The organism is Pseudomonas sp. SP16.1 (assembly GCF_052682975.1).
Map to the genome: position 1 here is coordinate 371326 of NZ_JBQYFZ010000001.1, position 17098 is coordinate 388423.

General features: G+C 63.5%; 28 protein-coding genes and 1 pseudogene. 13 read left to right on the forward strand and 16 right to left on the reverse strand.

What is annotated here, in order from left to right:
* Nucleotides 1-108: 108 nt before the first annotated feature.
* The 15 genes and pseudogenes from rdgC to ACUTAF_RS01950 form a co-directional block, all read right to left on the reverse strand.
* Nucleotides 109-1023: pseudogene (gene rdgC / locus ACUTAF_RS01880) on the reverse strand (recombination-associated protein RdgC); the annotation flags it as partial.
* A gap of 10 nt (nt 1024-1033) precedes the next feature.
* Nucleotides 1034-1660 carry a hypothetical protein gene (locus ACUTAF_RS01885; protein WP_445578377.1) on the reverse strand — a complete coding sequence of 209 codons (627 nt, stop codon included), beginning with the start codon at nt 1658-1660 and terminating at the stop codon, nt 1034-1036.
* 13 nt (nt 1661-1673) lie between these two features.
* Nucleotides 1674-2189: a hypothetical protein gene (locus ACUTAF_RS01890; RefSeq protein WP_445578378.1), complete on the reverse strand. Its 516-nt coding sequence runs from the start codon at nt 2187-2189 to the stop codon at nt 1674-1676.
* Nucleotides 2190-2536: 347 nt separating this feature from the next.
* Complete coding sequence (locus ACUTAF_RS01895; RefSeq protein ID WP_445578379.1) at nt 2537-3304, reverse strand: lambda exonuclease family protein; 768 nt, start codon at nt 3302-3304, stop codon at nt 2537-2539.
* Nucleotides 3291-4061, reverse strand: coding sequence for an ERF family protein (locus ACUTAF_RS01900; RefSeq protein ID WP_445578380.1), 771 nt, complete (start codon nt 4059-4061; stop codon nt 3291-3293). Before ACUTAF_RS01900 ends, ACUTAF_RS01895 begins: the two co-directional genes overlap by 14 nt.
* An 8-nt stretch (nt 4062-4069) precedes the next feature.
* Entirely contained in the window at nt 4070-5137 is a 1068-nt protein-coding gene (locus tag ACUTAF_RS01905) for a coiled-coil domain-containing protein (RefSeq protein ID WP_445578381.1), read from the reverse strand.
* Nucleotides 5138-5159: 22 nt separating this feature from the next.
* Complete coding sequence (locus tag ACUTAF_RS01910) at nt 5160-5387, reverse strand: helix-turn-helix transcriptional regulator (protein WP_445578382.1); 228 nt, start codon at nt 5385-5387, stop codon at nt 5160-5162.
* 112 nt (nt 5388-5499) lie between these two features.
* Nucleotides 5500-5685 carry a hypothetical protein gene (locus tag ACUTAF_RS01915; protein WP_445578383.1) on the reverse strand — a complete coding sequence of 62 codons (186 nt, stop codon included), beginning with the start codon at nt 5683-5685 and terminating at the stop codon, nt 5500-5502.
* Complete coding sequence (locus ACUTAF_RS01920; RefSeq protein WP_445578384.1) at nt 5682-5990, reverse strand: hypothetical protein; 309 nt, start codon at nt 5988-5990, stop codon at nt 5682-5684. Before ACUTAF_RS01920 ends, ACUTAF_RS01915 begins: the two co-directional genes overlap by 4 nt.
* Complete coding sequence (locus ACUTAF_RS01925) at nt 5987-6127, reverse strand: hypothetical protein (RefSeq protein WP_445578385.1); 141 nt, start codon at nt 6125-6127, stop codon at nt 5987-5989. The genes ACUTAF_RS01920 and ACUTAF_RS01925 overlap by 4 nt, the downstream gene beginning before the upstream one ends.
* Nucleotides 6120-6371: a hypothetical protein gene (locus tag ACUTAF_RS01930; RefSeq protein ID WP_445578386.1), complete on the reverse strand. Its 252-nt coding sequence runs from the start codon at nt 6369-6371 to the stop codon at nt 6120-6122. The genes ACUTAF_RS01925 and ACUTAF_RS01930 overlap by 8 nt, the downstream gene beginning before the upstream one ends.
* Complete coding sequence (locus ACUTAF_RS01935; protein ID WP_445578387.1) at nt 6364-6516, reverse strand: hypothetical protein; 153 nt, start codon at nt 6514-6516, stop codon at nt 6364-6366. Before ACUTAF_RS01935 ends, ACUTAF_RS01930 begins: the two co-directional genes overlap by 8 nt.
* The gene (locus tag ACUTAF_RS01940; RefSeq protein WP_445578388.1) at nt 6513-6872 is read right to left on the reverse strand and encodes a hypothetical protein; all 360 of its coding nucleotides are present in this window, start codon (nt 6870-6872) and stop codon (nt 6513-6515) included. The genes ACUTAF_RS01935 and ACUTAF_RS01940 overlap by 4 nt, the downstream gene beginning before the upstream one ends.
* Before the next feature lie 159 nt (nt 6873-7031).
* On the reverse strand, nt 7032-7589 hold the full coding sequence (locus ACUTAF_RS01945; RefSeq protein ID WP_445578389.1) for a hypothetical protein: 558 nt from the start codon (nt 7587-7589) through the stop codon (nt 7032-7034).
* A gap of 364 nt (nt 7590-7953) precedes the next feature.
* Nucleotides 7954-8682, reverse strand: coding sequence for a S24 family peptidase (locus tag ACUTAF_RS01950; RefSeq protein ID WP_445582384.1), 729 nt, complete (start codon nt 8680-8682; stop codon nt 7954-7956).
* 117 nt (nt 8683-8799) lie between these two features.
* Between ACUTAF_RS01950 and ACUTAF_RS01955 the strand changes: the two genes are divergently transcribed.
* Nucleotides 8800-8994 carry a Cro/CI family transcriptional regulator gene (locus tag ACUTAF_RS01955; RefSeq protein WP_445578390.1) on the forward strand — a complete coding sequence of 65 codons (195 nt, stop codon included), beginning with the start codon at nt 8800-8802 and terminating at the stop codon, nt 8992-8994.
* Here the strand turns inward: ACUTAF_RS01955 and ACUTAF_RS01960 are convergent.
* Entirely contained in the window at nt 8933-9190 is a 258-nt protein-coding gene (locus tag ACUTAF_RS01960) for a hypothetical protein (protein ID WP_445582504.1), read from the reverse strand. The two genes, ACUTAF_RS01955 and ACUTAF_RS01960, sit on opposite strands and share 62 nt — an antisense overlap.
* Nucleotides 9191-9252: 62 nt before the next feature.
* Between ACUTAF_RS01960 and ACUTAF_RS01965 the strand changes: the two genes are divergently transcribed.
* The 12 genes from ACUTAF_RS01965 (at nt 9253) to ACUTAF_RS02020 (ending at nt 17056) form a co-directional block, all read left to right on the forward strand.
* The gene (locus ACUTAF_RS01965) at nt 9253-9870 is read left to right on the forward strand and encodes a hypothetical protein (RefSeq protein ID WP_445578391.1); all 618 of its coding nucleotides are present in this window, start codon (nt 9253-9255) and stop codon (nt 9868-9870) included.
* 4 nt (nt 9871-9874) lie between these two features.
* On the forward strand, nt 9875-10804 hold the full coding sequence (locus ACUTAF_RS01970) for a helix-turn-helix domain-containing protein (RefSeq protein WP_445578392.1): 930 nt from the start codon (nt 9875-9877) through the stop codon (nt 10802-10804).
* Nucleotides 10794-11591 carry a hypothetical protein gene (locus ACUTAF_RS01975; protein WP_445578393.1) on the forward strand — a complete coding sequence of 266 codons (798 nt, stop codon included), beginning with the start codon at nt 10794-10796 and terminating at the stop codon, nt 11589-11591. Before ACUTAF_RS01970 ends, ACUTAF_RS01975 begins: the two co-directional genes overlap by 11 nt.
* Nucleotides 11575-11967: a phage protein NinX family protein gene (locus ACUTAF_RS01980; RefSeq protein WP_445578394.1), complete on the forward strand. Its 393-nt coding sequence runs from the start codon at nt 11575-11577 to the stop codon at nt 11965-11967. Before ACUTAF_RS01975 ends, ACUTAF_RS01980 begins: the two co-directional genes overlap by 17 nt.
* Nucleotides 11964-12311: a hypothetical protein gene (locus tag ACUTAF_RS01985; RefSeq protein WP_445578395.1), complete on the forward strand. Its 348-nt coding sequence runs from the start codon at nt 11964-11966 to the stop codon at nt 12309-12311. Before ACUTAF_RS01980 ends, ACUTAF_RS01985 begins: the two co-directional genes overlap by 4 nt.
* A complete protein-coding gene (locus ACUTAF_RS01990; RefSeq protein ID WP_445578396.1) occupies nt 12304-12726 on the forward strand; it encodes a hypothetical protein in 423 nt (140 codons plus the stop codon). The genes ACUTAF_RS01985 and ACUTAF_RS01990 overlap by 8 nt, the downstream gene beginning before the upstream one ends.
* Nucleotides 12719-13156, forward strand: a complete 438-nt coding sequence (locus ACUTAF_RS01995) for a hypothetical protein (protein ID WP_445578397.1) — start codon at nt 12719-12721, stop codon at nt 13154-13156. The genes ACUTAF_RS01990 and ACUTAF_RS01995 overlap by 8 nt, the downstream gene beginning before the upstream one ends.
* Nucleotides 13149-13736: a DUF1367 family protein gene (locus ACUTAF_RS02000; RefSeq protein ID WP_445578398.1), complete on the forward strand. Its 588-nt coding sequence runs from the start codon at nt 13149-13151 to the stop codon at nt 13734-13736. Before ACUTAF_RS01995 ends, ACUTAF_RS02000 begins: the two co-directional genes overlap by 8 nt.
* Nucleotides 13733-14479, forward strand: a complete 747-nt coding sequence (locus ACUTAF_RS02005; protein ID WP_445578399.1) for a metallophosphoesterase — start codon at nt 13733-13735, stop codon at nt 14477-14479. Before ACUTAF_RS02000 ends, ACUTAF_RS02005 begins: the two co-directional genes overlap by 4 nt.
* Nucleotides 14476-15072, forward strand: coding sequence for a recombination protein NinG (locus ACUTAF_RS02010; protein ID WP_445578400.1), 597 nt, complete (start codon nt 14476-14478; stop codon nt 15070-15072). Before ACUTAF_RS02005 ends, ACUTAF_RS02010 begins: the two co-directional genes overlap by 4 nt.
* Nucleotides 15069-15755: a hypothetical protein gene (locus tag ACUTAF_RS02015; RefSeq protein WP_445578401.1), complete on the forward strand. Its 687-nt coding sequence runs from the start codon at nt 15069-15071 to the stop codon at nt 15753-15755. The genes ACUTAF_RS02010 and ACUTAF_RS02015 overlap by 4 nt, the downstream gene beginning before the upstream one ends.
* A 539-nt stretch (nt 15756-16294) precedes the next feature.
* Nucleotides 16295-17056, forward strand: a complete 762-nt coding sequence (locus tag ACUTAF_RS02020) for a hypothetical protein (protein ID WP_445578402.1) — start codon at nt 16295-16297, stop codon at nt 17054-17056.
* The last annotated feature ends 42 nt before the right edge of the window (nt 17057-17098 follow it).

The window sequence follows — 17098 nt, forward strand, 5'->3', positions numbered from 1 at the left end:
CGCCTGGCTCTGGGCGATCGCTTCTTCGATATCCACCTGGCGCGCCAGATTGTTCGAAGTGGCGCGCGCCTCAAGGCGAGATTCGAAGCCGGGGCCTTGCTCTTCGCCGAGGCCCTGCGGGATCTCCTCGCCGCCCAGGACGGTGAGCAGTTCCGGCACGAACTCGCGGAAGGTGCTCATCATCAGGAAGAAGCTGGCGGACTGCTGGGAGAGGGCATCATCGCCGCCGTCCTGCGTGGCCTGGTCGGTCAGCAGGTCTTCGAAGCGCAGGCGCTTGATCTGCAGCTTGTCGTCGAGGTCGAAGGAGAGCTTGTTCTGCCAGGCCAGCGACAGCTGGGTGACCTGCTTGCCGGTGGAGAGGTGCAGCTGGATTTCTTCGCTGGTCAGGTCCTGGTGCTTGGCGGCGATGCTGCCGCCGTCGGCGTGGGTGTCGCGCAGCAGGGTCTGGTCGAGCACGAAGAAGCCTTCGGCCGCGCCTTGCTTGAGCCAGTCGGTGAGGGTGGCGGTCGGCGCGATCTTCACGCACACCGGGCGCACCGGTAGGGAGCCGAGGCATTCGCGCAGGGTGGAAAGCAGATCCTCGGCGCGCTTCGGCGAGCTGGCGTCGACGTAGATCAGGCCGGCGGCCGGGTCGATGCCGGCGAAGGTCGAGACCTTGCGGGTGAAGGCGCGCGGGAGGAAGGCCTGGACGATCTCGTCCTTGAGCTGGTCGCGCTCCTTCTTGTAGACCTTGCGCAGCTGGCTGGCTTCGATCTCGTCGACCTTCTCCTTGAGGGCGTCGCGGACCACATGCCCGGGCAGCATGCGTTCCTCCTTCTGTGCGCGGATCAGCAGCATGCCCTCGACGGCGTGCACCAGGGGCGCGTCGGCGCCCTTGCCGAGCGGTGCGGCAAAGCCGTAGGTGGTCAGCTCCTGGCTTTCGCACGGGCGGGCGGGCTTGCTGGCCAGCGCGACTTCCAGCGCTTCGGCGGCCAGGTCGATGGCTTGGGTGATGCGGTAGATCAGCAGGTTGCGGAACCACATGGCTGAGTCCTCAGGCGACTTTCGGGGATTTGGTGTACTGGGGGATGCCGTGCTTGGCGGCCAGGCGTTCGAGGCGTGCGGTGCCGATCTCCAGGCTCTTCGCGGCGGCATGCTTGGAGAGCCCGATGCCGGCCATGGCCCGTGCGCGCTCGACCAATGCCTCAGGCTCTTCCTCGCCGGCTCGCAGGTAGATGCCGTTCTTGTGCAGCACGCGGATGCAGTAGACGTAGGTCAGGCCAGTAAGCTCGGCGACTTCCTGATAGTTGCTGCACTTGGTCGCGGCCTCGCAGATTTCCTGTTCGCGGTTCTGCGGCAGGCTGTCGGCGAAAGACAGGCCGAATTCGTACTTGAGTTTCTGCAGGCACCAGTAGGGGATATCCAGGCCTAGGGCAGCCTCGCTCATGGTCAAGTGCGAAAGGGCGCGCGCCTGCTCTGCCAGTTCGCGGCGTTCTTCTTTGGCTGCGTTATGGATGGATTTCTTCGACTCGTTGATAGGTGATTTCTGGGCCTTCTCGAACTTCGCCCTGGCCTTGAGCTGTGCTGCCCGGCGAGGGTGCTTCTTCGGGTCCAGCTTTGCCGCGCAGCCCAGGGCTTTGACCTGTTCTGCATGGCTGGTGAAGTGGGGTGTTGGGGTCATGGTTTAGCCCTCATCAATCGGTGTAAGCGATGAACTTGAATTTGCCGCCACCGAATTGCTCGAAGCGGCCACCAAAGGTCCCATCCACGACTTTCCGCACCATCTCCCGGTCTGCCGCATCGTCACCGGACTGCGGATAAACGCCTTCCTTGATCATTGAAAAGTGCGTGTGCGACTTGTCGCGCCAGCTGACCTTCGTGTTGTCCAGTGGCGCGTTTCTGAGGCGTTCCCATTCCTCTTGCTGCGCCTTCCAGAAGGCTCGTTCCTCGTCGCTAATCTTGGGAATTTCGGGGCCTGGCTCGTCGGCCTCGTCCCATTCGCAGGTATCGCAATAACAGCGCGGGGCAGTGCACGCCCCGCACGGAGCGCTTAGGTGGCAGCTGCAGTTGTCTGGTCCGCGCATCTGGATCACGCCAGTGCACCCATCGCGGTCGCACGTTTCGCCTTCGCAATAACCGTAATTTTTCATCTGAACTGCCCTTGCTCTGTTGGCGCATTGGCTGAACGATCTGCTGTCGGGATCGCTCACCGATGCACCCTCTCGGGTGTGTCGGGCCGTCTTTCCGGCTGTCACTGCTCTCTTGGGTGGGGCTGCCAGCTCTTGCTGGCTGATCCGCGGTGAGATCGGCGCCCCGGTTTGCCGCTGCCTGTTATGGTCGCGAGCAGCCTCCAGGCTCCATCTGCTCGCCCGATACGCCTTGTTCTCGCCGGCGCTGGCTGGTCTGTCACATGGCAATGCCCTCGGTTGTGCGCGGCAGTCATAGGCGGCCGCTCGCCGTGCTCTTTGGCCGAATGCCCAGGTGGCCAGCCTGTCGTTGCCCGGCGCGGCTTCTTGCGTTGCCGGGTGGCGCCCCGTGTCGGTTCGGGGAATCGTGGTTAGGCGGCCTTCTCGCGCAGCCGGGCCTCGTACTGGTCAACCAGCAGCTTGAATTGCCAGAGGTCGGCCTCGAGCTGTTCGATGTAGTCGTCGTCGCGCTGGAACTCTTTCCACCAGAGCTGGCGGCCGACTGGCTCAAGGGCAGGGCAGTACAGGCCGATGTGCCAGAACTTGCGCCCGGTGATCCACATGCAGCCCTGCACCTGGTCGAAGATCCCCGAGGCGTCGTTGTCGATGTGGAAAGCGCGGAGCTTTTCAGGGGCCAGGAAGCACTTGTATTCGCTGCCGCCGTCCTCGCCGATCAGGCCGTCCGCGCTGGCGCCAAAGCAGCCGTCGTCGGTGGTCACGAAGCCGGCGCGCATGACCACCAGGCCGGTCTGAATTTCGTGCTCCATCCGCGCTTCGGGCTCCAACTCATGCCCGCGCTTCATCTGCCAGGTTTCAAACCCGCCATCGAGAGGCTTGCCGCTGATTCGCTCCACCGCCAGGTTGAAGGCGTAATTCTTGGCCGCCTCGGAAGGCTCGCCGACCTTCTCGCCGTCCAGGGCGCGCGCGACGGTTTCGGACTTGGGCGCCGCTTTGTAGCCGGCGAGCTCCATCGCCTTCTTCTCGCTGTGTCCAGCGAGAATGGCGTCTACGTAGGTCTTCTGCTGGCTGGTCAAGCCGCCAACCTGACTGCGAGCCACCTCGAACATGCTTGCGGTGACCACGCCGGCGCGCGCCTGGTGCCACTGAGGACTGCCCTGTTCGCATTCAATGAGCAGCATTGGCGGCCTCCAGTTGATTGCCCTTGGCGGCCACCGCCGCTTTCAGTTCTTCGTAACCCTTCGCGTCTCGCGCGGCCCGGAGCACAGTCACGCCGGACTTCCAGATCTTGGTCAGTTCTTCCTGGTCTTCGGCCTCGTCGACTCGGCGCAGCAGATCGCTCATGGCCGCGTCGCGCAGGTCTGCGCCAGATGCCGAATTGCCGTCGTCGTCATCCTCGCCAACGGCCACGTTGAAGATCATCTTCAGCAGGTAGCGCATGCCATAGGAGGCGCCAGACCCGACCGCGTGGGTCTTGGTCATCACGTCGCCACCCTTGGCACCCTTGCCGTCGGCCGGCATGTCGAGCATGTAGCTGCGGGTGTGGCCGTCCGAGTGCGAGACGTAGCAGATGACCCGGATAACGTCCGCCTCGGCCGGCTCGCTGTTGAAGCTCAGGCTGAAGCCGTGGCGGGTGTAGATGGGGCGAAGGGCGCCATCCAGCTTCGCGTAGGTGGCGTACTTGCTGCGGGTCTGCTTGTTGTCCGCATCGGCGCCAACCGGGCGCATTTCCGACTGCGCTGCCGACATGGCCAGGTTGAACTTCGTTTCTGCGTCGCGGGCCTGCATGCGCTCATGCATGGCCATCAGGCGCTCCATCTTCTCGATGTCGCATTGCGGATCGGCGGCGGCGCGTTGGATCACCTGCAGGATGGTTTTCGGCTCGTCGACCACTGCGACGGGCGATGCGTCCTGGCGTTCGATTACTTGACTCTTCATGGCTGGCCTCAGTAGGAAATGCAGACGCGCGGGACGCCGCCGGCGGCGATCAGCTTGATCACCTCACGGGCCTGGTCTTCGGTGATGCCGCAGGTCATGACGGCTTCCTTGGCGGCTTTCAGGACGGCGCCTTTGTGGGCGCGATCAGCCTCACGGGCTTCGGCTTCGGCCTTGATGCGGGCCTGTTCGTCGGCCTGGCGCTGGCGTTCGGCTGCGGCGGCTTGTTCGGCGCGTGCTTGTGCATCCCGCTCTGCCTGCTCGGCGCGACGCTGGGCCTCGACCTTCTCGCGCTCTGCCTGCTCGGCGGCCAGCTTCAGTTCCAGTTCGCGGCGCTCGGCGGCAGCCTTGGCTTCGGCCTCACGGCGGTTGGCAGCGTCGCGCTCCTCCTGGACCCGGCGTTCGGCCGCCAGGCGCTCGGCTTCTGCTGCCTCACGGGCAATGCGCTCCTCGCGTTCTTTCTGCGCGCGGGCGACCGCCTCGGCGCGCAGGCGCTCCAGTTCTGCTTGCTCGGCTTCGTATTTCTCGCGCTTGGCCAGGGCTTCGCGCAGGGTGGCGAGGCTGGCGGCCTTGACCCGATGGGCCTCTGCTTCGAACTCTTCCCACTCGGCGCCGATCTCGACCTGCTCGAGGCGAACAATGCTGTCACGCAGTTCGGCGGCGGAGAGCTGGCTGGACGGGGTCCCCCATGACTTGAGCGCATCGACGTTGGCCTCATGCTTGTTCACGCGTGCTTCTTCCGCCTCTTCCCACTCGGTCAGCGGCTTGCGTACCTCATCGCGCAGGCTGTCCATCTGCTGCACGAAATCGCGCAACTCGGCCTCGATGGCCTTGGGCAGTTCCTTGATGCGTTTCAGGTACTCGCGGCCCGGCTTCTCGACCGCAGTCTTGGAGCGGCTGACCTGGGCGGCCAGGGAGGCGACCCGCTCGCGACCCTTGCGGGTAGTGAGGTCGGGGACTTCGTTCGATGCAGCTCGGGCGACCTCGACGTAGGCGCTCAGCTTGTTGTGGCCATAGATCGACGGCGCCTTGTCAGCGCTGATTTCCTCGATGGCGATAACCTGGGTTTCGGTGCTCATGATGATTCCCTGCTGGTTTCCGTTACTGTTCTTCGCCGTCGTTGGCGGGGTTCTTGCGCTGGTCGATCCAGGCCTGCACCTCGTTGGCCGACCAGGCCACCGGGGCTTTCGGGCCGTCCCCCATCAGCTTCCGCTTCGCCGGGAACTGGCCAGCCAGGCACAGCCGCCGGATGGTTGATTTCGAGAGGCCGGTCGCCCGGATCACTTCGGGCAGTCGGATCAGACGGTCTTCGGTGATGGCTGCTGCCATGGCTGTGCTCATGCTGCTGGTGCTCCGTACTGGATGAACGCAGCGGCCATGGCTGCGCCCCAGATGGCGAGCCAGGCTGCGGCGCTGCGCAGGGTGTCTTTGGTGAAGCGGTTCATGCCGGCAGCTCCTGTTTGCGCGGAGTGAAGCGCGACGGCGACCAGTCGCACGATTCGTCGGCCGGGATGTGGCCGAACATCAGCGTGCAACGGCGGCAATGCGTGCAATCTGCGCAGGTCTTTCCGGCTGGCAGGTCCATGTCATCGCCAGTGCGTGGCAGCGGCTTGCGCTCTTCGCTCATTCCGGCACCTCATGCTCGATGCACAGCAGTCGCTGGATACGTTCGTTGAGCTGGGTGGCCTGCAACTGGGCGTCGGCCAGGATCTGGTCGCGGGCCTTCTCGATAGCGGCGATTTCCGCCTGCACCGGGTTGCACTCGGGGATGTCGACGGTGACCTCGGCGGTGCCTAGAACGATGTAGCCGAGTGCGTTAGATCCGGTTGATGGGTCGAATCCATAGAGGGCGATTTCGTAAGGATCGGTCGGGAAGCACCGGCGGGCGGCGATGAACATCTTCTGGGTGTGGGTTTTCGGCAGGGCGCTCATGCTGGAACCTCGCAGGTGATGAACCAGATGCCGTGGTCGCGCACGACGCGCTTTATCTGGTGGATATGGGTGAGGCCGCCTGCGATGGCGCGGCGGAATGCCTCGTCGTAGCGGTTGCCGGTGAATTGCTTAAGCACGGGACACCTCCAAGCCCAGAAGGGCTGCGTTGCGGTCGGCGCGCAGCTGCTTGCGGCGCGCCGCCACGGCGTTGGCGATCTGGTCGTTCAGCTCGTTCAGTTCGCTGTCGTTCAGCAGGTCGAGCGCGTAGGCCATTTCGATCATCCCTTCGCAGGTCTGGGCGGACGGGAATTGCGCTGCGCCCTCGAAGGCGATCTGGTTGGCGATCAGCTGGCGAGCCTTGGCTTTGCTCCAGTCAGACATGGGCCACCTCCGCATCCTGGGCGCGGCACTCGGCCAGCCAGGCTTCGTCGTCCTCTTGCTCGGCCTGCTCTTCATCGGAGGGCGGGTCGAGGTAGTTGGGATCGCGCGGGTCAAGCGCCCAGCGCCAGGCGTTGGGGTTGTTCATCGCGGCAGCTCCAGGGCCTCGACCTTGGCGGCGAGGATGCGGCGCTCGACTTCCGCCTCTACGAACAGCGGGCGGCACTTCGAGACGTGATCGGCGACCCAGGCGCCCGCCAGGGATTGCATGGCCTTGTCACCGGTGATGCGGGAGAGGCAGAGGCCAAAGCGAGTGTCGTGGTCGAGGCGGTCGGCGCAGAACTGGGCGAAGTCGTTGCAGGTTGCGGGCTCGCCCTGCTGCAGTTCGTTCAGCACCAGGCGCTGCTGAGCAGCGATGGCACGGTTGCGCGCCTGCTCGCGTTCCGGGAGGCCCGGATACGGCAACGGCTTGGCGCTTTTGATCAGGTCGGGATGCAGCATCATCTTCGTTCCCCTCCGTCTGTGTTGTGCTCGGCATGGGGATGATTTAAGCAAGCTTAAAATGCCAGGTCAAGCATGCTGAAGATAAATATTTAGCATGCTGAATCTTCAGGCATAAAAAAGCCCGCACAAGCGGGCTTTGATTGGGCGATTAAGGCTTGGCTACTGCGCCATGATATCGCGATAACGGCGGGTGTACTCTTCGTAGCTAAGTCCTTTCTCGGCCTGCAAGGCGCGAAGCTGCTGCTCTTGCCACTGCGCCTTGCTAATCGCGGATGGGACTGCGCCAACCGGTAGGGCAGATGCAGCAGCCTCAACGGTCGGCTTCATGGTGGCTGCGGCCTTTCTCGGGAGGTTGAACATGGCTCCGGTGGCCGGGTCGATGATCAGCATGCCCAGGACGCCGCCGAGCAGAATATTTCCCCAGTACCACCCGTCAACGCCCGAGTCGATGACGAATTGCTCGTCGTCGAAGCCAGGCTTGCGGAACGTCACGGTGTAGCGCTCGCCGTCGAAGTAGCCGGCGCTGGATGCCAGTTTGACGGTGGCCGGCGTGCTGCCGTTGTAGACCACGTTTCCATCCTCGTCGCGGATCTCGATAGAGGCCCTGGGCGGCTCGGATGTGATCTGGACCGGGTAGGTCTGCTCACTGAAGATGCTGGCGCACCCCGAGAGCAGTACAACAGCGGAAAGGGATGCTGCAATGGCGGTGGCGCGCATGGCGACCTCCTTGTCTGTGGTTGTTACTGGCGTTTCAGAGATGGCGATGGCCCGTGCTTGCGCTCAAAGTCTTGAACCATCTGCCGGCAAGCTTGGTCAGCGATCGCCCGGGCACCGCTGCCAGTTATGATCGTTCTGGCGCGTTTCCAGCATTGCTCAATAGCGGCTCGATCTCTGCTCTTCCCGCTATCAGAGATCAGGACTCCATATGCCAGGAACGCAACGACAGCTCCGACCGGCAGAAGCAGCAGCCAGAGATAGCTAGCCCTGCGTCCCTGCAACGCTCCGCAATGCGGGCATGCCTTTGCCTCTGTCGACACGCCGCCACCGCACTCCAAGCATTTGACGACAGCCATCACGCCTCCTAAATGTCGCCATCGAAGCTGTGGGCAACGTATCTACCTATAACCGCTATCTGCTCTAGCTGCTCAGGGTCGATCGATTCCTCTGGGTACTTGGAGGAGTTGTCTGATCGGATGATCAGGCCGCCGTCAAACCGCTTGAACAGGCGTTTGATGCGCAACTCGTCGCCATACCTGATTCCATAGACTGCCCCGTCTGTGATCGATGTGTTGGAAAGATCGAGAGTGACCTTTGAGGCATCCGGGAGCGTTGGTGACATTGAGTCGCCGCGCACTATGAAGTCGGCCAAGTTCTTCGGGCTAAGGCGCCTGCGCCTGATCCAGTCCATGCGGTAGGCGTTCCCTTGGTCCTGGTGAATTTCTTCTATCACCATCTCTCCTGACCCGGCCGCGAACCTAACCGACAGCCTGGGGGCAATAATGAATTCGTCGTCAGGAAGGTCGTCTGGTGCCTTCCATGCATAGACATTTGCCTTTGGAGTATAAGGTTCTGGCGGCCCTTCGCCAGTAGCAATCCACTTCGCACTGACACCAGTCTCGGACGCCAGGGCGAATAGGTTCTCTGGCCGTATGGCCGCAGTCTCGCCTGATGTCCACTGAGTCACAGCAGAGGCTGATACGCCACATCGAGTGGCGATGTAGCTCTTGGTCTTCCCGCTGTGCTCGATGGCCAGCGCAACGCGCTGGTGTCTGCCCTGGGGCTCAGGTATCTCCCTGCCAAAAAACAGCATCACGACGCCTCCGCAGAATTTAAGAGAGCTTAAATCCGCATCGTTTAAGCATGCAGGCCTCCCTTGCGCGCCTTTATTAAGCATGCTTAAATCGCCGAAAGACAAAAGAGGTGCTCCATGAAAAAGTCAGACGTTCTCGCGCACTTCAACGGTGTGAGCAAGGTGGCTGCGGCTCTCGGCATCAGTCCTGGTGCCGTATCGCAATGGCCGGACGAAGTGCCAGTTCTCCGACAGTTGCAAATCCAGGCGATCACTGGCGGTCAGCTTCGCGCGTCTGCCGATGCGTTGAAGTTCTCTCAACCGTCCGCTTAGCCATCAGTGAAACGACAGCCCGATCAAACCCTTCTTGCCGGTCGCCAGATTGGCAGGGGCGGATCAGCAGTAGGGCGGTTTCCAGCTTCGCGCGGAACCGCAACTGAGAACTCAGGGGCTGCACCTCCATCAGTGCGGCGATGTGGCAACGAAGGGCGAGCAGTTCGCCCTGGAGAGTTTCGACGGTCGGTTGCATGGGGGGTTCCCCTATCGGCTGATCCAGTGATTGCAGGTTATTGGCCTGGAGGCAAACGGAAAATGTCCATCTACAGACAGCAACAGACCCACAGCAGCACGCGCGACATGGTTCTGATAGCGCATGCGGCCGACATGCTCAGCCGCACCTGCATGAGCAAGGAAGATTTCGCCGAGAGCCTGAGCCGCGCGCTTTATTCGCTGGCGCCGGAGAAGGCGAGGGCGAAAGAGGTTCCTGACCTTGAGGCCTTGACGCTCACCGCCGATCACCAGAGCTACTCGCGCGCGGCCGGTGCGTGGCTCAAGCGCGTCCAGCGCTGGCTTGCCGCCGATACCGTCGAGTTCCCAGCGTGGATCGAAGAAGCCTGGGTTCAGTCAATGCTGCCCGAGTGGCGCGAACGCTGCCTGATCGAGTTGGCCGGCCGCTACGGCCTGCTGGCGGTGCGCCCGGTAGGCGTGGAAGGCATGGGGCCGATGAAGGCCTTCTCCGGCCTCATGGGTCACATGGGCGGTGTGGCCGGGCTCGGCGCCCAGGTGTTCGACGACCTGGTGATCGACGAGCAAGACGCCGAGTTCCTCCCGGGATTCGTCAGTGGCCTGCGCGCACTGTCGGCGAAGGCCGAGACCCTGGCCGCCGCGGCCGAGAAGGTCATGGGCGTCTCGGAAAAACAGGGCGCCTGAGCATATGAGCACCCTGGTCTCCTCGGCATGCTGGCAGCTTCAGGGGATGAGCGCGACCCAGAAGATCGTGCTGATCTCGCTTGCCGATCAGGCCAATGATGAGGGTGTCTGCTGGCCGAGCGTCGGTAGCATCGCCAAGCGCACTTGCCTGTCTCCTCGCGCCGTTCAGGACGCCATAGGCTGGCTGGAATCTGCCGGGGCGCTTCGTCGTGATTTCCGGTTCAACAGCAGCACCTCCTACACGGTCACCCCGCATTCGTATTCGGCTGATCTTGCGCCTGCTCCGCGCAAGAGATCGGCCAAGGTAACCCCCGCAAATGGCGCACCCCCCGCAAACGGCGCGGGGGTGCAAATGGCGCACCCCCAGCAAACGGCGCATGAGGGGGGTGCAAATGGCGCAGGGGAGGGGGTGCAAATGGCGCACCCCTCCCCCGCAAATGGCGCACCCAGAACCGTAATAGAACCATCAGTTGAAACGTCAGGAGAACCACCAATCCTTTTGCCGGCACCTGCGGTCCCGCCGAAACGGAAACGTCATGAGAAGCCGCAGGGCGATTCAGAGTCGGAACGCCAGGATGCCTGCCGGGCGATTTGGGCGGCCTACTCGGCGGCCTACCTCGACCGCTACGAAACGTCCCCTGTCCGCAACGCCAAGGTGAACCGCCAGGTTGACGACCTGCGCAAACGGCTGGGCGGCGAGGCGCCGGCGGTGGCCGAGTTCTTCGTATCGATCAACGACCAGTACCTGATCCGCAGTTGCCACGATTTCGGGCTGCTGCTGGCCAAGGCCGAGGCCTACCGGACGCAGTGGGCCACGAACCGGCAAATCACCACGGTGACCGCCCGCCAGGCGGAAAGCACCCAAGCCAACCTATCGGCCGCCGAGCAGGCCCTGGCCGAGCAGCGCGCGAGGAGGGTAGCCAATGCTCAGTGAAGACCAGCAGGACCAGCTGCTCCTTTCCCTGTTCGCCACAGCTGAGGCGATGGGCCTGCAGCTGACCAAGGGCGCCGCTTTGCTGATGGTCGACGACCTGAAGGATCACGACGAGCCGGCGGTGGCTGAGGCGCTGAAGGCCTGCAGGCGCAATGGCGGGCGCCTGAGCGTCGACACCATCCTGAAGCACCTGCACGCCGCCGACGGCCATCCCGAGCCGAACGAGGCCTGGGCAATCGCCCTGCAGTCGTTCGACGAGTCGGAGACTGTGCTGATCACCGACGAGATCCAGCAGGCCGCCGCCGCCGCCGAGCCTGTCATGGCCGGGCGCGACAAGATCGGCGCCCGTATGGCGTTCCTCTCGGCCTACCAGCGGCTGGTCGACGCCGCCCGCCAGAACGCCAAGCCGGTGACCTGGCGGCTCTCCCTCGGCCACAACCCTGAGCGCCGGGTATCTGCGGTGGAGGAGGCTCAGCGCCTGGGACGCCTGCCGGCGCCAGAGGCGCAGCGTCTGCTGGCAGACCTTCGGGACGAGCCAGTGAGCGCAGACGGGAAAGCCATCGCCGGCCTCATCACCGGTAGCGGCGCCATGCCAACCCCAGAGCTGCGCGCCAGGTGGCAGCAGCTGAAATCGGACATCCAGGCGAGCCGGCACCGGAAGGACGTGAAGGCCAGGTGGGACGCGCGACGCACTCGCCGCGACCTGGCCGCGCGCCGCGCCGAGGTGCTCTCCACCGTCGAACAACTCATCGCCCAGCGAGGTGAAACCCATGAACTCTGCGAGTGAAATGATCGAAGTGAAGACAGCAGACCTGACCGGGCCGGCCTTGGATTGGGCGGTTGGCATTGCTGTTGGTGGAGTGCAAAAGCCGCTTCAGTTCGCGGACAACATCGATGCGCCGTTTTGGGATGCCTGGATATTCCCAGACGAATACGCGTGCACGAGGTGGTCGCCATCAACCGAGTGGCACCAGGGCGGCAGGCTAATCGACCAGCACCTGCCTCTGTTCACCTTCTGCCGCGGCCAGGTTCGCGCAGAAATGATTGGCAAAGTCGCTCTGGGAGATACCTACCTGATAGCAGCCTGCCGCGCCATCGTGGCCGCAAAGCTTGGCGAGTCCGTCAGTGTTCCGTCCTCTCTGGTCGAGGGCGGCCCTCAATGAACCTGATAGCCCAGCAAGCCCTGGCCCGGGCGATGGCCAGGGGCGCCAGGCCGGTACCGGCTGCCGAGGTGCTGCCGGCGGCGCCGTTACCCGAGCCGGTGCGCGCGGATTCGCCGGCGGCCAATTCTAACCCAGTCGTCCAGAGCGACCGCCTGTCCTACCTCGAAGGCCGGCGCCACGCCGCCGATATCGTGCGCGCCTCGAAGGTGCTGCTCGAACTGAAGGACGGCCCGCGGCAGATCCTCGATCGCCTGCGCCAGTGCATGCACGGCAAGCCGGTCAGCTTCGCGTGTGGCGTGGCCGAGATCATCGACCTGGTGGAGCAGGAGGTGGCCCGTGGCTGACAAGTACATGCTTGCACTGGCCCGCCATGAGCAGGCAAAGCAGAAGGTCGACGGCCTTTCGCGACGAATCGGACTAGCAATCAGCCGCTGCCAGGTGGTCGTGAAATCCGAGGATTACTCGCTTCCTAACAATGAACGTGCCGAGCTGTGGGACGACAAGACCGGGAAGCACAAAACGCATTTGTGGCAGGCCTTCCAAGTCTTGGAGCCATCAAGCTGTGGGTATGGAGAGGTGCATCTGTGCGAAGACGGAATGCTGGAGTACCTGCGCCCAAGCAATGACGGCTGCCGTCACTGTTACCGCGCCTACATGCTGATCAAGCAGCGAAAGCTGGCACGCGCAGAGCTTGGCCGTGCGCGACTGGCAATCCGAGCGCTTGGCAAGCAAGCGATGAAGGAGGTTGGCAATGTGTGAAGTGCTTGCCTTCCTCGCTGCCCTGCGCGACGTGCACCCGGATATGGCCCGCTGGGGCCTGCATGGCGGCTGCTTCCGAGTGTTCCTGCTGCTGCAGCAGCGATTCCCGACCGCCGAGGCCTGGTACGACGGCGATCACGTCATCACCAAGATCGGCGACCGCTTCTACGACATCCGCGGCGAGGTCGAGCCGATCAGCACCGTCGGCGCCGAGTACCTGCCCATGGATCCGCTGTGCTTCAACCGAGCCTATGGATGGGACCAGCCGGCGCTGAGCACCTACACACCATTCCTCGGCGCCCCGCTTGGCGCCAAGTCACTCGTGGGCAGCGCGGGCATCGGTGTGTCGTTGAGGGGCGCGGCGGGGGCTGGTGAAGGTGTATGGGTAGATGGGTGCCTCGACCCTGATCTGGAGATTGACAATGGCTGATCTCGCCCTGATCCGTACCGCCCATGGACTGGTACCGGCCACCGAGGCCGACCGCGAGCTGGTGCAGAAGTGGAAGGCCGGCCAGGTCGTCCACGGCAAGTTCGCCCGCATGCGCAACGCGCGCTTCCACGGCAAGTTCTTCGCCATGCTGGACCTGGCGTATGAGTACTGGGAGCCGGTGGGCGGGCTGATCCCGCGGCAGGAAATGCGCGGCATTCGCGGGCTGGCCAAGTACTTCGAGGATCTGAACGGGCGCCCCGGCCAGCTGCAGGCCGCCGTCGCAGCCTACGTCGAGAAGCTGGAGGCTGAGCGCGCCGAACGATTCCCCGCCGTCGACAAGAGCCGCGAGGCCTTCCGCGAGTGGGTGACCGTCGAGGCCGGACATTTCCACCTGGTGCAGACCCCTGACGGCATCCGCAAAGAAGCCAAGTCCATCGCCTGGGCGAACATGGACGAGGACGCTTTCGGCCAGCTCTACCGCGACGTGTTCGCGGCGTGCTGGCGCCTGGTGCTGTCGGCACACTTCGAGAGCGAGGCTGATGCCCAGGCCGCTGCGGACATGATGGGGAGCTTCGCATGATCGAGCCCATCCACGCACTTGTGCATCGCTACCCTGCGAACACCGCCGGCCGGGACTTTGCTGTCGGCGACATTCACGGCCACTTCACCCGCCTGGGGCAGGCCCTGGCCGCGGTCAACTTCGACCCTGCCGTCGACCGCCTGTTCTCGGTGGGTGATCTGGTCGACCGCGGGCCGGAGTGCCGCCAGGCGCTCGACTGGCTATCCAAGCCCTGGTTCCACCCGGTGCGCGGCAACCACGACGACTACGTCTGCAGGTTCGACACCTGCGACATCGACAACTGGGTGTACAACGGCGGCGCCTGGTTCGCTGGTCTGGCCTGGGATGAGCAGCGCGAGTTCGCTGTCCAGTTCCGCGAGCTGCCGATTGCCATCGAGGTGGAGACTCCGGGCGGCCTGGTCGGCCTGGTGCACGCCGACTGCCCGCTTGCATCTTGGGCCGAACTCATCGACGGGCTCGGCAGCCCCGAGTCGAGAGGGCACCTAAAGCTGCTCAAGAACTCGATCATGTGGTCGCGCAGCCGCATTGAGAATGGCGTGCATAACCATGTTGATGGACTGCGCGCATTGGTGGTCGGGCATACCCCTGTTCGCCATCCGGTAGTGCTCGGCAACGTCTTCCACATCGATACCGGCGGCTGGCTGCCGGAAGGGCGGGGCGGCTATTTCACTTTGCTGGATATGTGCACCCTGCAGGCCACCACGCCAATTCCTGCAAGGCTGGATTGGGGGTGCTCTGCATGATCGCCACCCGGAAGCCCCTCAAGGCCATCAGCGAGAAGTCGAAGAAGTGCGCCGTGCGCACCTGCCGCGCGCCCTTCGTGCCGAGCCGGCCATTTCAGACCTGGTGCAGCCCTGACTGCGCCGTGGTGATCGCCCGGGCCAAGCAGGACAAGCAGCGCAAGGCCCTGGCTCAGGTCGAGCGTCGAGAGATCCGCGTGCGCAAGCAGCAGATCAAAGGCCGCGGCGAGTATCTGAAAGAAGCGCAACAGGCATTCAACGCCTACATCCGCGAGCGCGATCGCCTGCTGCCCTGCATCAGCTGCGGCCGTCACCACCAGGGCAAGTACGACGCTGGCCACTACCGCACCGTCGGCAGCAACCCGGCGCTGCGCTTCGAGCCCATGAATTGCCACAAGCAGTGCGTGCCCTGCAACCAGCACAAGTCCGGCGACATCGTGAACTACCGGATCAACCTGGTGGCGAAGATCGGCGCCGACGCCGTGGCATGGCTGGAAGGCCCCCACGAACCCAAGAAGTACACCATCGAAGACCTGCAGCAGATCAAGACCGAATACCGGCAGAAGCTGCGCGAACTACAGAGGGCAGAGAGATGAGCGAACAGAAGATGGATGCGGAGCGGGCGGCGTTTGAGTTTTGGTGGTATGCCGACGAGCAGCGCGAACTCCGTATATCGTGCGCGATGGGGTGGGGTGAGTATGTGTGGCTGAAAGCCCGCGCCCGCGCCAGCCTGCCAGTGGGTGTGCCGGATGGCCTGATCGACGAACTGCGCAATCACGCGGCGGCTCGGACTGGATACACATGCGAATTGCTTGGGCGGGCAGCGGATGCGTTCGCCGCCGCCCCTGCCGCCCCAACCGTCAAGGCTGAGCAGGTGGAGTGCAACTGCCCAGGCGGCAGCAAGCCAGACCCAGCTTCGCACGCGCCAAACTGCCCTGTCCGCAACGGTGAGCCATCAACCGCCCTGCCAGTTGCTGGCGTGGAAGAGGTGGAGGTGGTGGGTTACTTCACCTATTGCCACGACAAGAAAGCCTGGAAACAAGGAAAACCGAAGGGCCCTGAGTTTATCCACCTATTTACGCCCCTTATGACCGTCGCCCAGCACAACCGCATCGTGGCCGCCCTTTCCTTGCAGCAGGCTGGAGCGATGAGCGTGCCGGTGGAGTTGCTGCGTCGCGTCTGCTGGCCGGTAGTTAGTGGCTCTGATCGGCACACGCATAGCGAGGCTGTAGCAGAACTCCGCGCCCTCCTCTCCAGCAGCGAGCGGGGTGGTGAGTGATGCGCTTATTCCGAGAGAAGAACGGCCATATCAACGTCAGCCTATGGCACTCGCCGTATAACGGTGGCTGGGTGTGGCTCGATAGAAAACAATGGAAGCGCTTCGGATGCGGGTGGAGGCGCCCGACTCTCTGGTGGTGCTTCGCTGGCTTCTGTGGGCGCATAACGCTCCAGTCAGCGCCATGGGGCGAAGACCCTGGAGCGCGCGCCAGACAGACAGTCCGCGATGCCAAGGTGAAGACCAACACCGCCCAGCAGAAGGAGGGGTAGGCGATGGCAGAAGAGATAGGACCGGACGGAAAGACAGACGCCCAGCGGCATGCAGAGTGGGCCGATGAAGAAGCCCGCCTTGAGGCTAGATTTGCATCGAGAAAGGCTACCGACTATCACACGCGATGCCGTGATTGTGGCGTGTTCGTTAAGAAGTCGAGATGGGTCAAGAAGGATAGTCATGAATCTATTCAGCGCCAGAAGCGACCGCTGTGCGGACCGTGTTTCGATGAATACGACTGCATTTATTGAGTGCGGCAGGAGAGCGAGATGACTGAGCAAGTGAAGCGGTACGACAGCATGCACATCGACCCTGCAAGCGGGAAGATGGCATCGGTAAGTTTTGTATTGGCCAGCGAGCACGACGCGGCAGTAGCCGCCCTGCACCAGCAGGTCGATGGGCTGCTGGCTGAGAATGAAAAGTGGCAACGCAGCCACCGTGACATTCATGAGCCAGCGCTGCGTGAAGCACATGCATACATCCAAGAACTGCGCGCCGAGCTTGAGGCAGCGCGGGGATTGCTGGAATCCGCAGTCGTGCTTTTCGCGTGCCATTGCACTGATGCAACTGCAAAAAACTGGCACGACGCTGCCGGCGCCTTCCTTACCGCCACCCCGGCGCCGGAAGTGCGGGAGTTCGCGAAACCGTCGCTGCTCAAGTACTGCGATGTCCGCTACGGCAACAGCGCAAGGAGTACAGCGGTTAATCCGATGGCTTCCCTGCCCGGAACGATTAAGGCCGAGCATGGAGGGCGGCAGGAGGCGGTGGCGTGGAGTCTGCGCTTGCCGGATGGCCGAACGACGCTTGAAAAGGCCTATCCGAAATGGGCTGAAGGCGAAGGAGAGGGTTACGCCATACAGCCGCTCTACACAACCCCACAACCCGCCCCGGACGTTTCGGCGCTGGTGGAGGCGTTGGAGGATTCGCGCGCCTTCACGCTTGAGCATGACAGTGGCCGATCTGGCGTTGTTCGCGGCCGCATTGATGCAGCCCTCGCCACCTTCCGCAAGTCGCGAGGGGGTAGCGATTGAGCGATCCACTCTTCCAGGCCTGGATGGCCTAGCAACGCCGGA

Excerpts from the sequence above, each read along its gene's own strand:
- ACUTAF_RS01930 (WP_445578386.1), bottom strand. The coding sequence starts at position 6,371 with ATGTCTGACTGGAGCAAAGCCAAGGCTCGCCAGCTGATCGCCAACCAG.
- ACUTAF_RS01980 (WP_445578394.1), top strand. The coding sequence starts at position 11,575 with ATGAACTCTGCGAGTGAAATGATCGAAGTGAAGACAGCAGACCTGACC.
- ACUTAF_RS01960 (WP_445582504.1), bottom strand. The coding sequence starts at position 9,190 with ATGCAACCGACCGTCGAAACTCTCCAGGGCGAACTGCTCGCCCTTCGT.
- ACUTAF_RS01895 (WP_445578379.1), bottom strand. The coding sequence starts at position 3,304 with ATGCTGCTCATTGAATGCGAACAGGGCAGTCCTCAGTGGCACCAGGCG.
- ACUTAF_RS01950 (WP_445582384.1), bottom strand. The coding sequence starts at position 8,682 with ATGCTGTTTTTTGGCAGGGAGATACCTGAGCCCCAGGGCAGACACCAG.
- ACUTAF_RS01965 (WP_445578391.1), top strand. The coding sequence starts at position 9,253 with ATGTCCATCTACAGACAGCAACAGACCCACAGCAGCACGCGCGACATG.
- ACUTAF_RS01995 (WP_445578397.1), top strand. The coding sequence starts at position 12,719 with ATGTGTGAAGTGCTTGCCTTCCTCGCTGCCCTGCGCGACGTGCACCCG.
- ACUTAF_RS01935 (WP_445578387.1), bottom strand. The coding sequence starts at position 6,516 with ATGAACAACCCCAACGCCTGGCGCTGGGCGCTTGACCCGCGCGATCCC.
- ACUTAF_RS01920 (WP_445578384.1), bottom strand. The coding sequence starts at position 5,990 with ATGAGCGCCCTGCCGAAAACCCACACCCAGAAGATGTTCATCGCCGCC.
- ACUTAF_RS01915 (WP_445578383.1), bottom strand. The coding sequence starts at position 5,685 with ATGAGCGAAGAGCGCAAGCCGCTGCCACGCACTGGCGATGACATGGAC.
- ACUTAF_RS02015 (WP_445578401.1), top strand. The coding sequence starts at position 15,069 with ATGAGCGAACAGAAGATGGATGCGGAGCGGGCGGCGTTTGAGTTTTGG.
- ACUTAF_RS02010 (WP_445578400.1), top strand. The coding sequence starts at position 14,476 with ATGATCGCCACCCGGAAGCCCCTCAAGGCCATCAGCGAGAAGTCGAAG.
- ACUTAF_RS01900 (WP_445578380.1), bottom strand. The coding sequence starts at position 4,061 with ATGAAGAGTCAAGTAATCGAACGCCAGGACGCATCGCCCGTCGCAGTG.
- ACUTAF_RS01885 (WP_445578377.1), bottom strand. The coding sequence starts at position 1,660 with ATGACCCCAACACCCCACTTCACCAGCCATGCAGAACAGGTCAAAGCC.
- ACUTAF_RS01970 (WP_445578392.1), top strand. The coding sequence starts at position 9,875 with ATGAGCACCCTGGTCTCCTCGGCATGCTGGCAGCTTCAGGGGATGAGC.
- ACUTAF_RS01985 (WP_445578395.1), top strand. The coding sequence starts at position 11,964 with ATGAACCTGATAGCCCAGCAAGCCCTGGCCCGGGCGATGGCCAGGGGC.
- ACUTAF_RS01940 (WP_445578388.1), bottom strand. The coding sequence starts at position 6,872 with ATGATGCTGCATCCCGACCTGATCAAAAGCGCCAAGCCGTTGCCGTAT.
- ACUTAF_RS01910 (WP_445578382.1), bottom strand. The coding sequence starts at position 5,387 with ATGGCAGCAGCCATCACCGAAGACCGTCTGATCCGACTGCCCGAAGTG.
- ACUTAF_RS02005 (WP_445578399.1), top strand. The coding sequence starts at position 13,733 with ATGATCGAGCCCATCCACGCACTTGTGCATCGCTACCCTGCGAACACC.
- ACUTAF_RS01955 (WP_445578390.1), top strand. The coding sequence starts at position 8,800 with ATGAAAAAGTCAGACGTTCTCGCGCACTTCAACGGTGTGAGCAAGGTG.
- ACUTAF_RS01945 (WP_445578389.1), bottom strand. The coding sequence starts at position 7,589 with ATGCGCGCCACCGCCATTGCAGCATCCCTTTCCGCTGTTGTACTGCTC.
- ACUTAF_RS02000 (WP_445578398.1), top strand. The coding sequence starts at position 13,149 with ATGGCTGATCTCGCCCTGATCCGTACCGCCCATGGACTGGTACCGGCC.
- ACUTAF_RS01905 (WP_445578381.1), bottom strand. The coding sequence starts at position 5,137 with ATGAGCACCGAAACCCAGGTTATCGCCATCGAGGAAATCAGCGCTGAC.
- ACUTAF_RS01975 (WP_445578393.1), top strand. The coding sequence starts at position 10,794 with ATGCTCAGTGAAGACCAGCAGGACCAGCTGCTCCTTTCCCTGTTCGCC.
- ACUTAF_RS02020 (WP_445578402.1), top strand. The coding sequence starts at position 16,295 with ATGACTGAGCAAGTGAAGCGGTACGACAGCATGCACATCGACCCTGCA.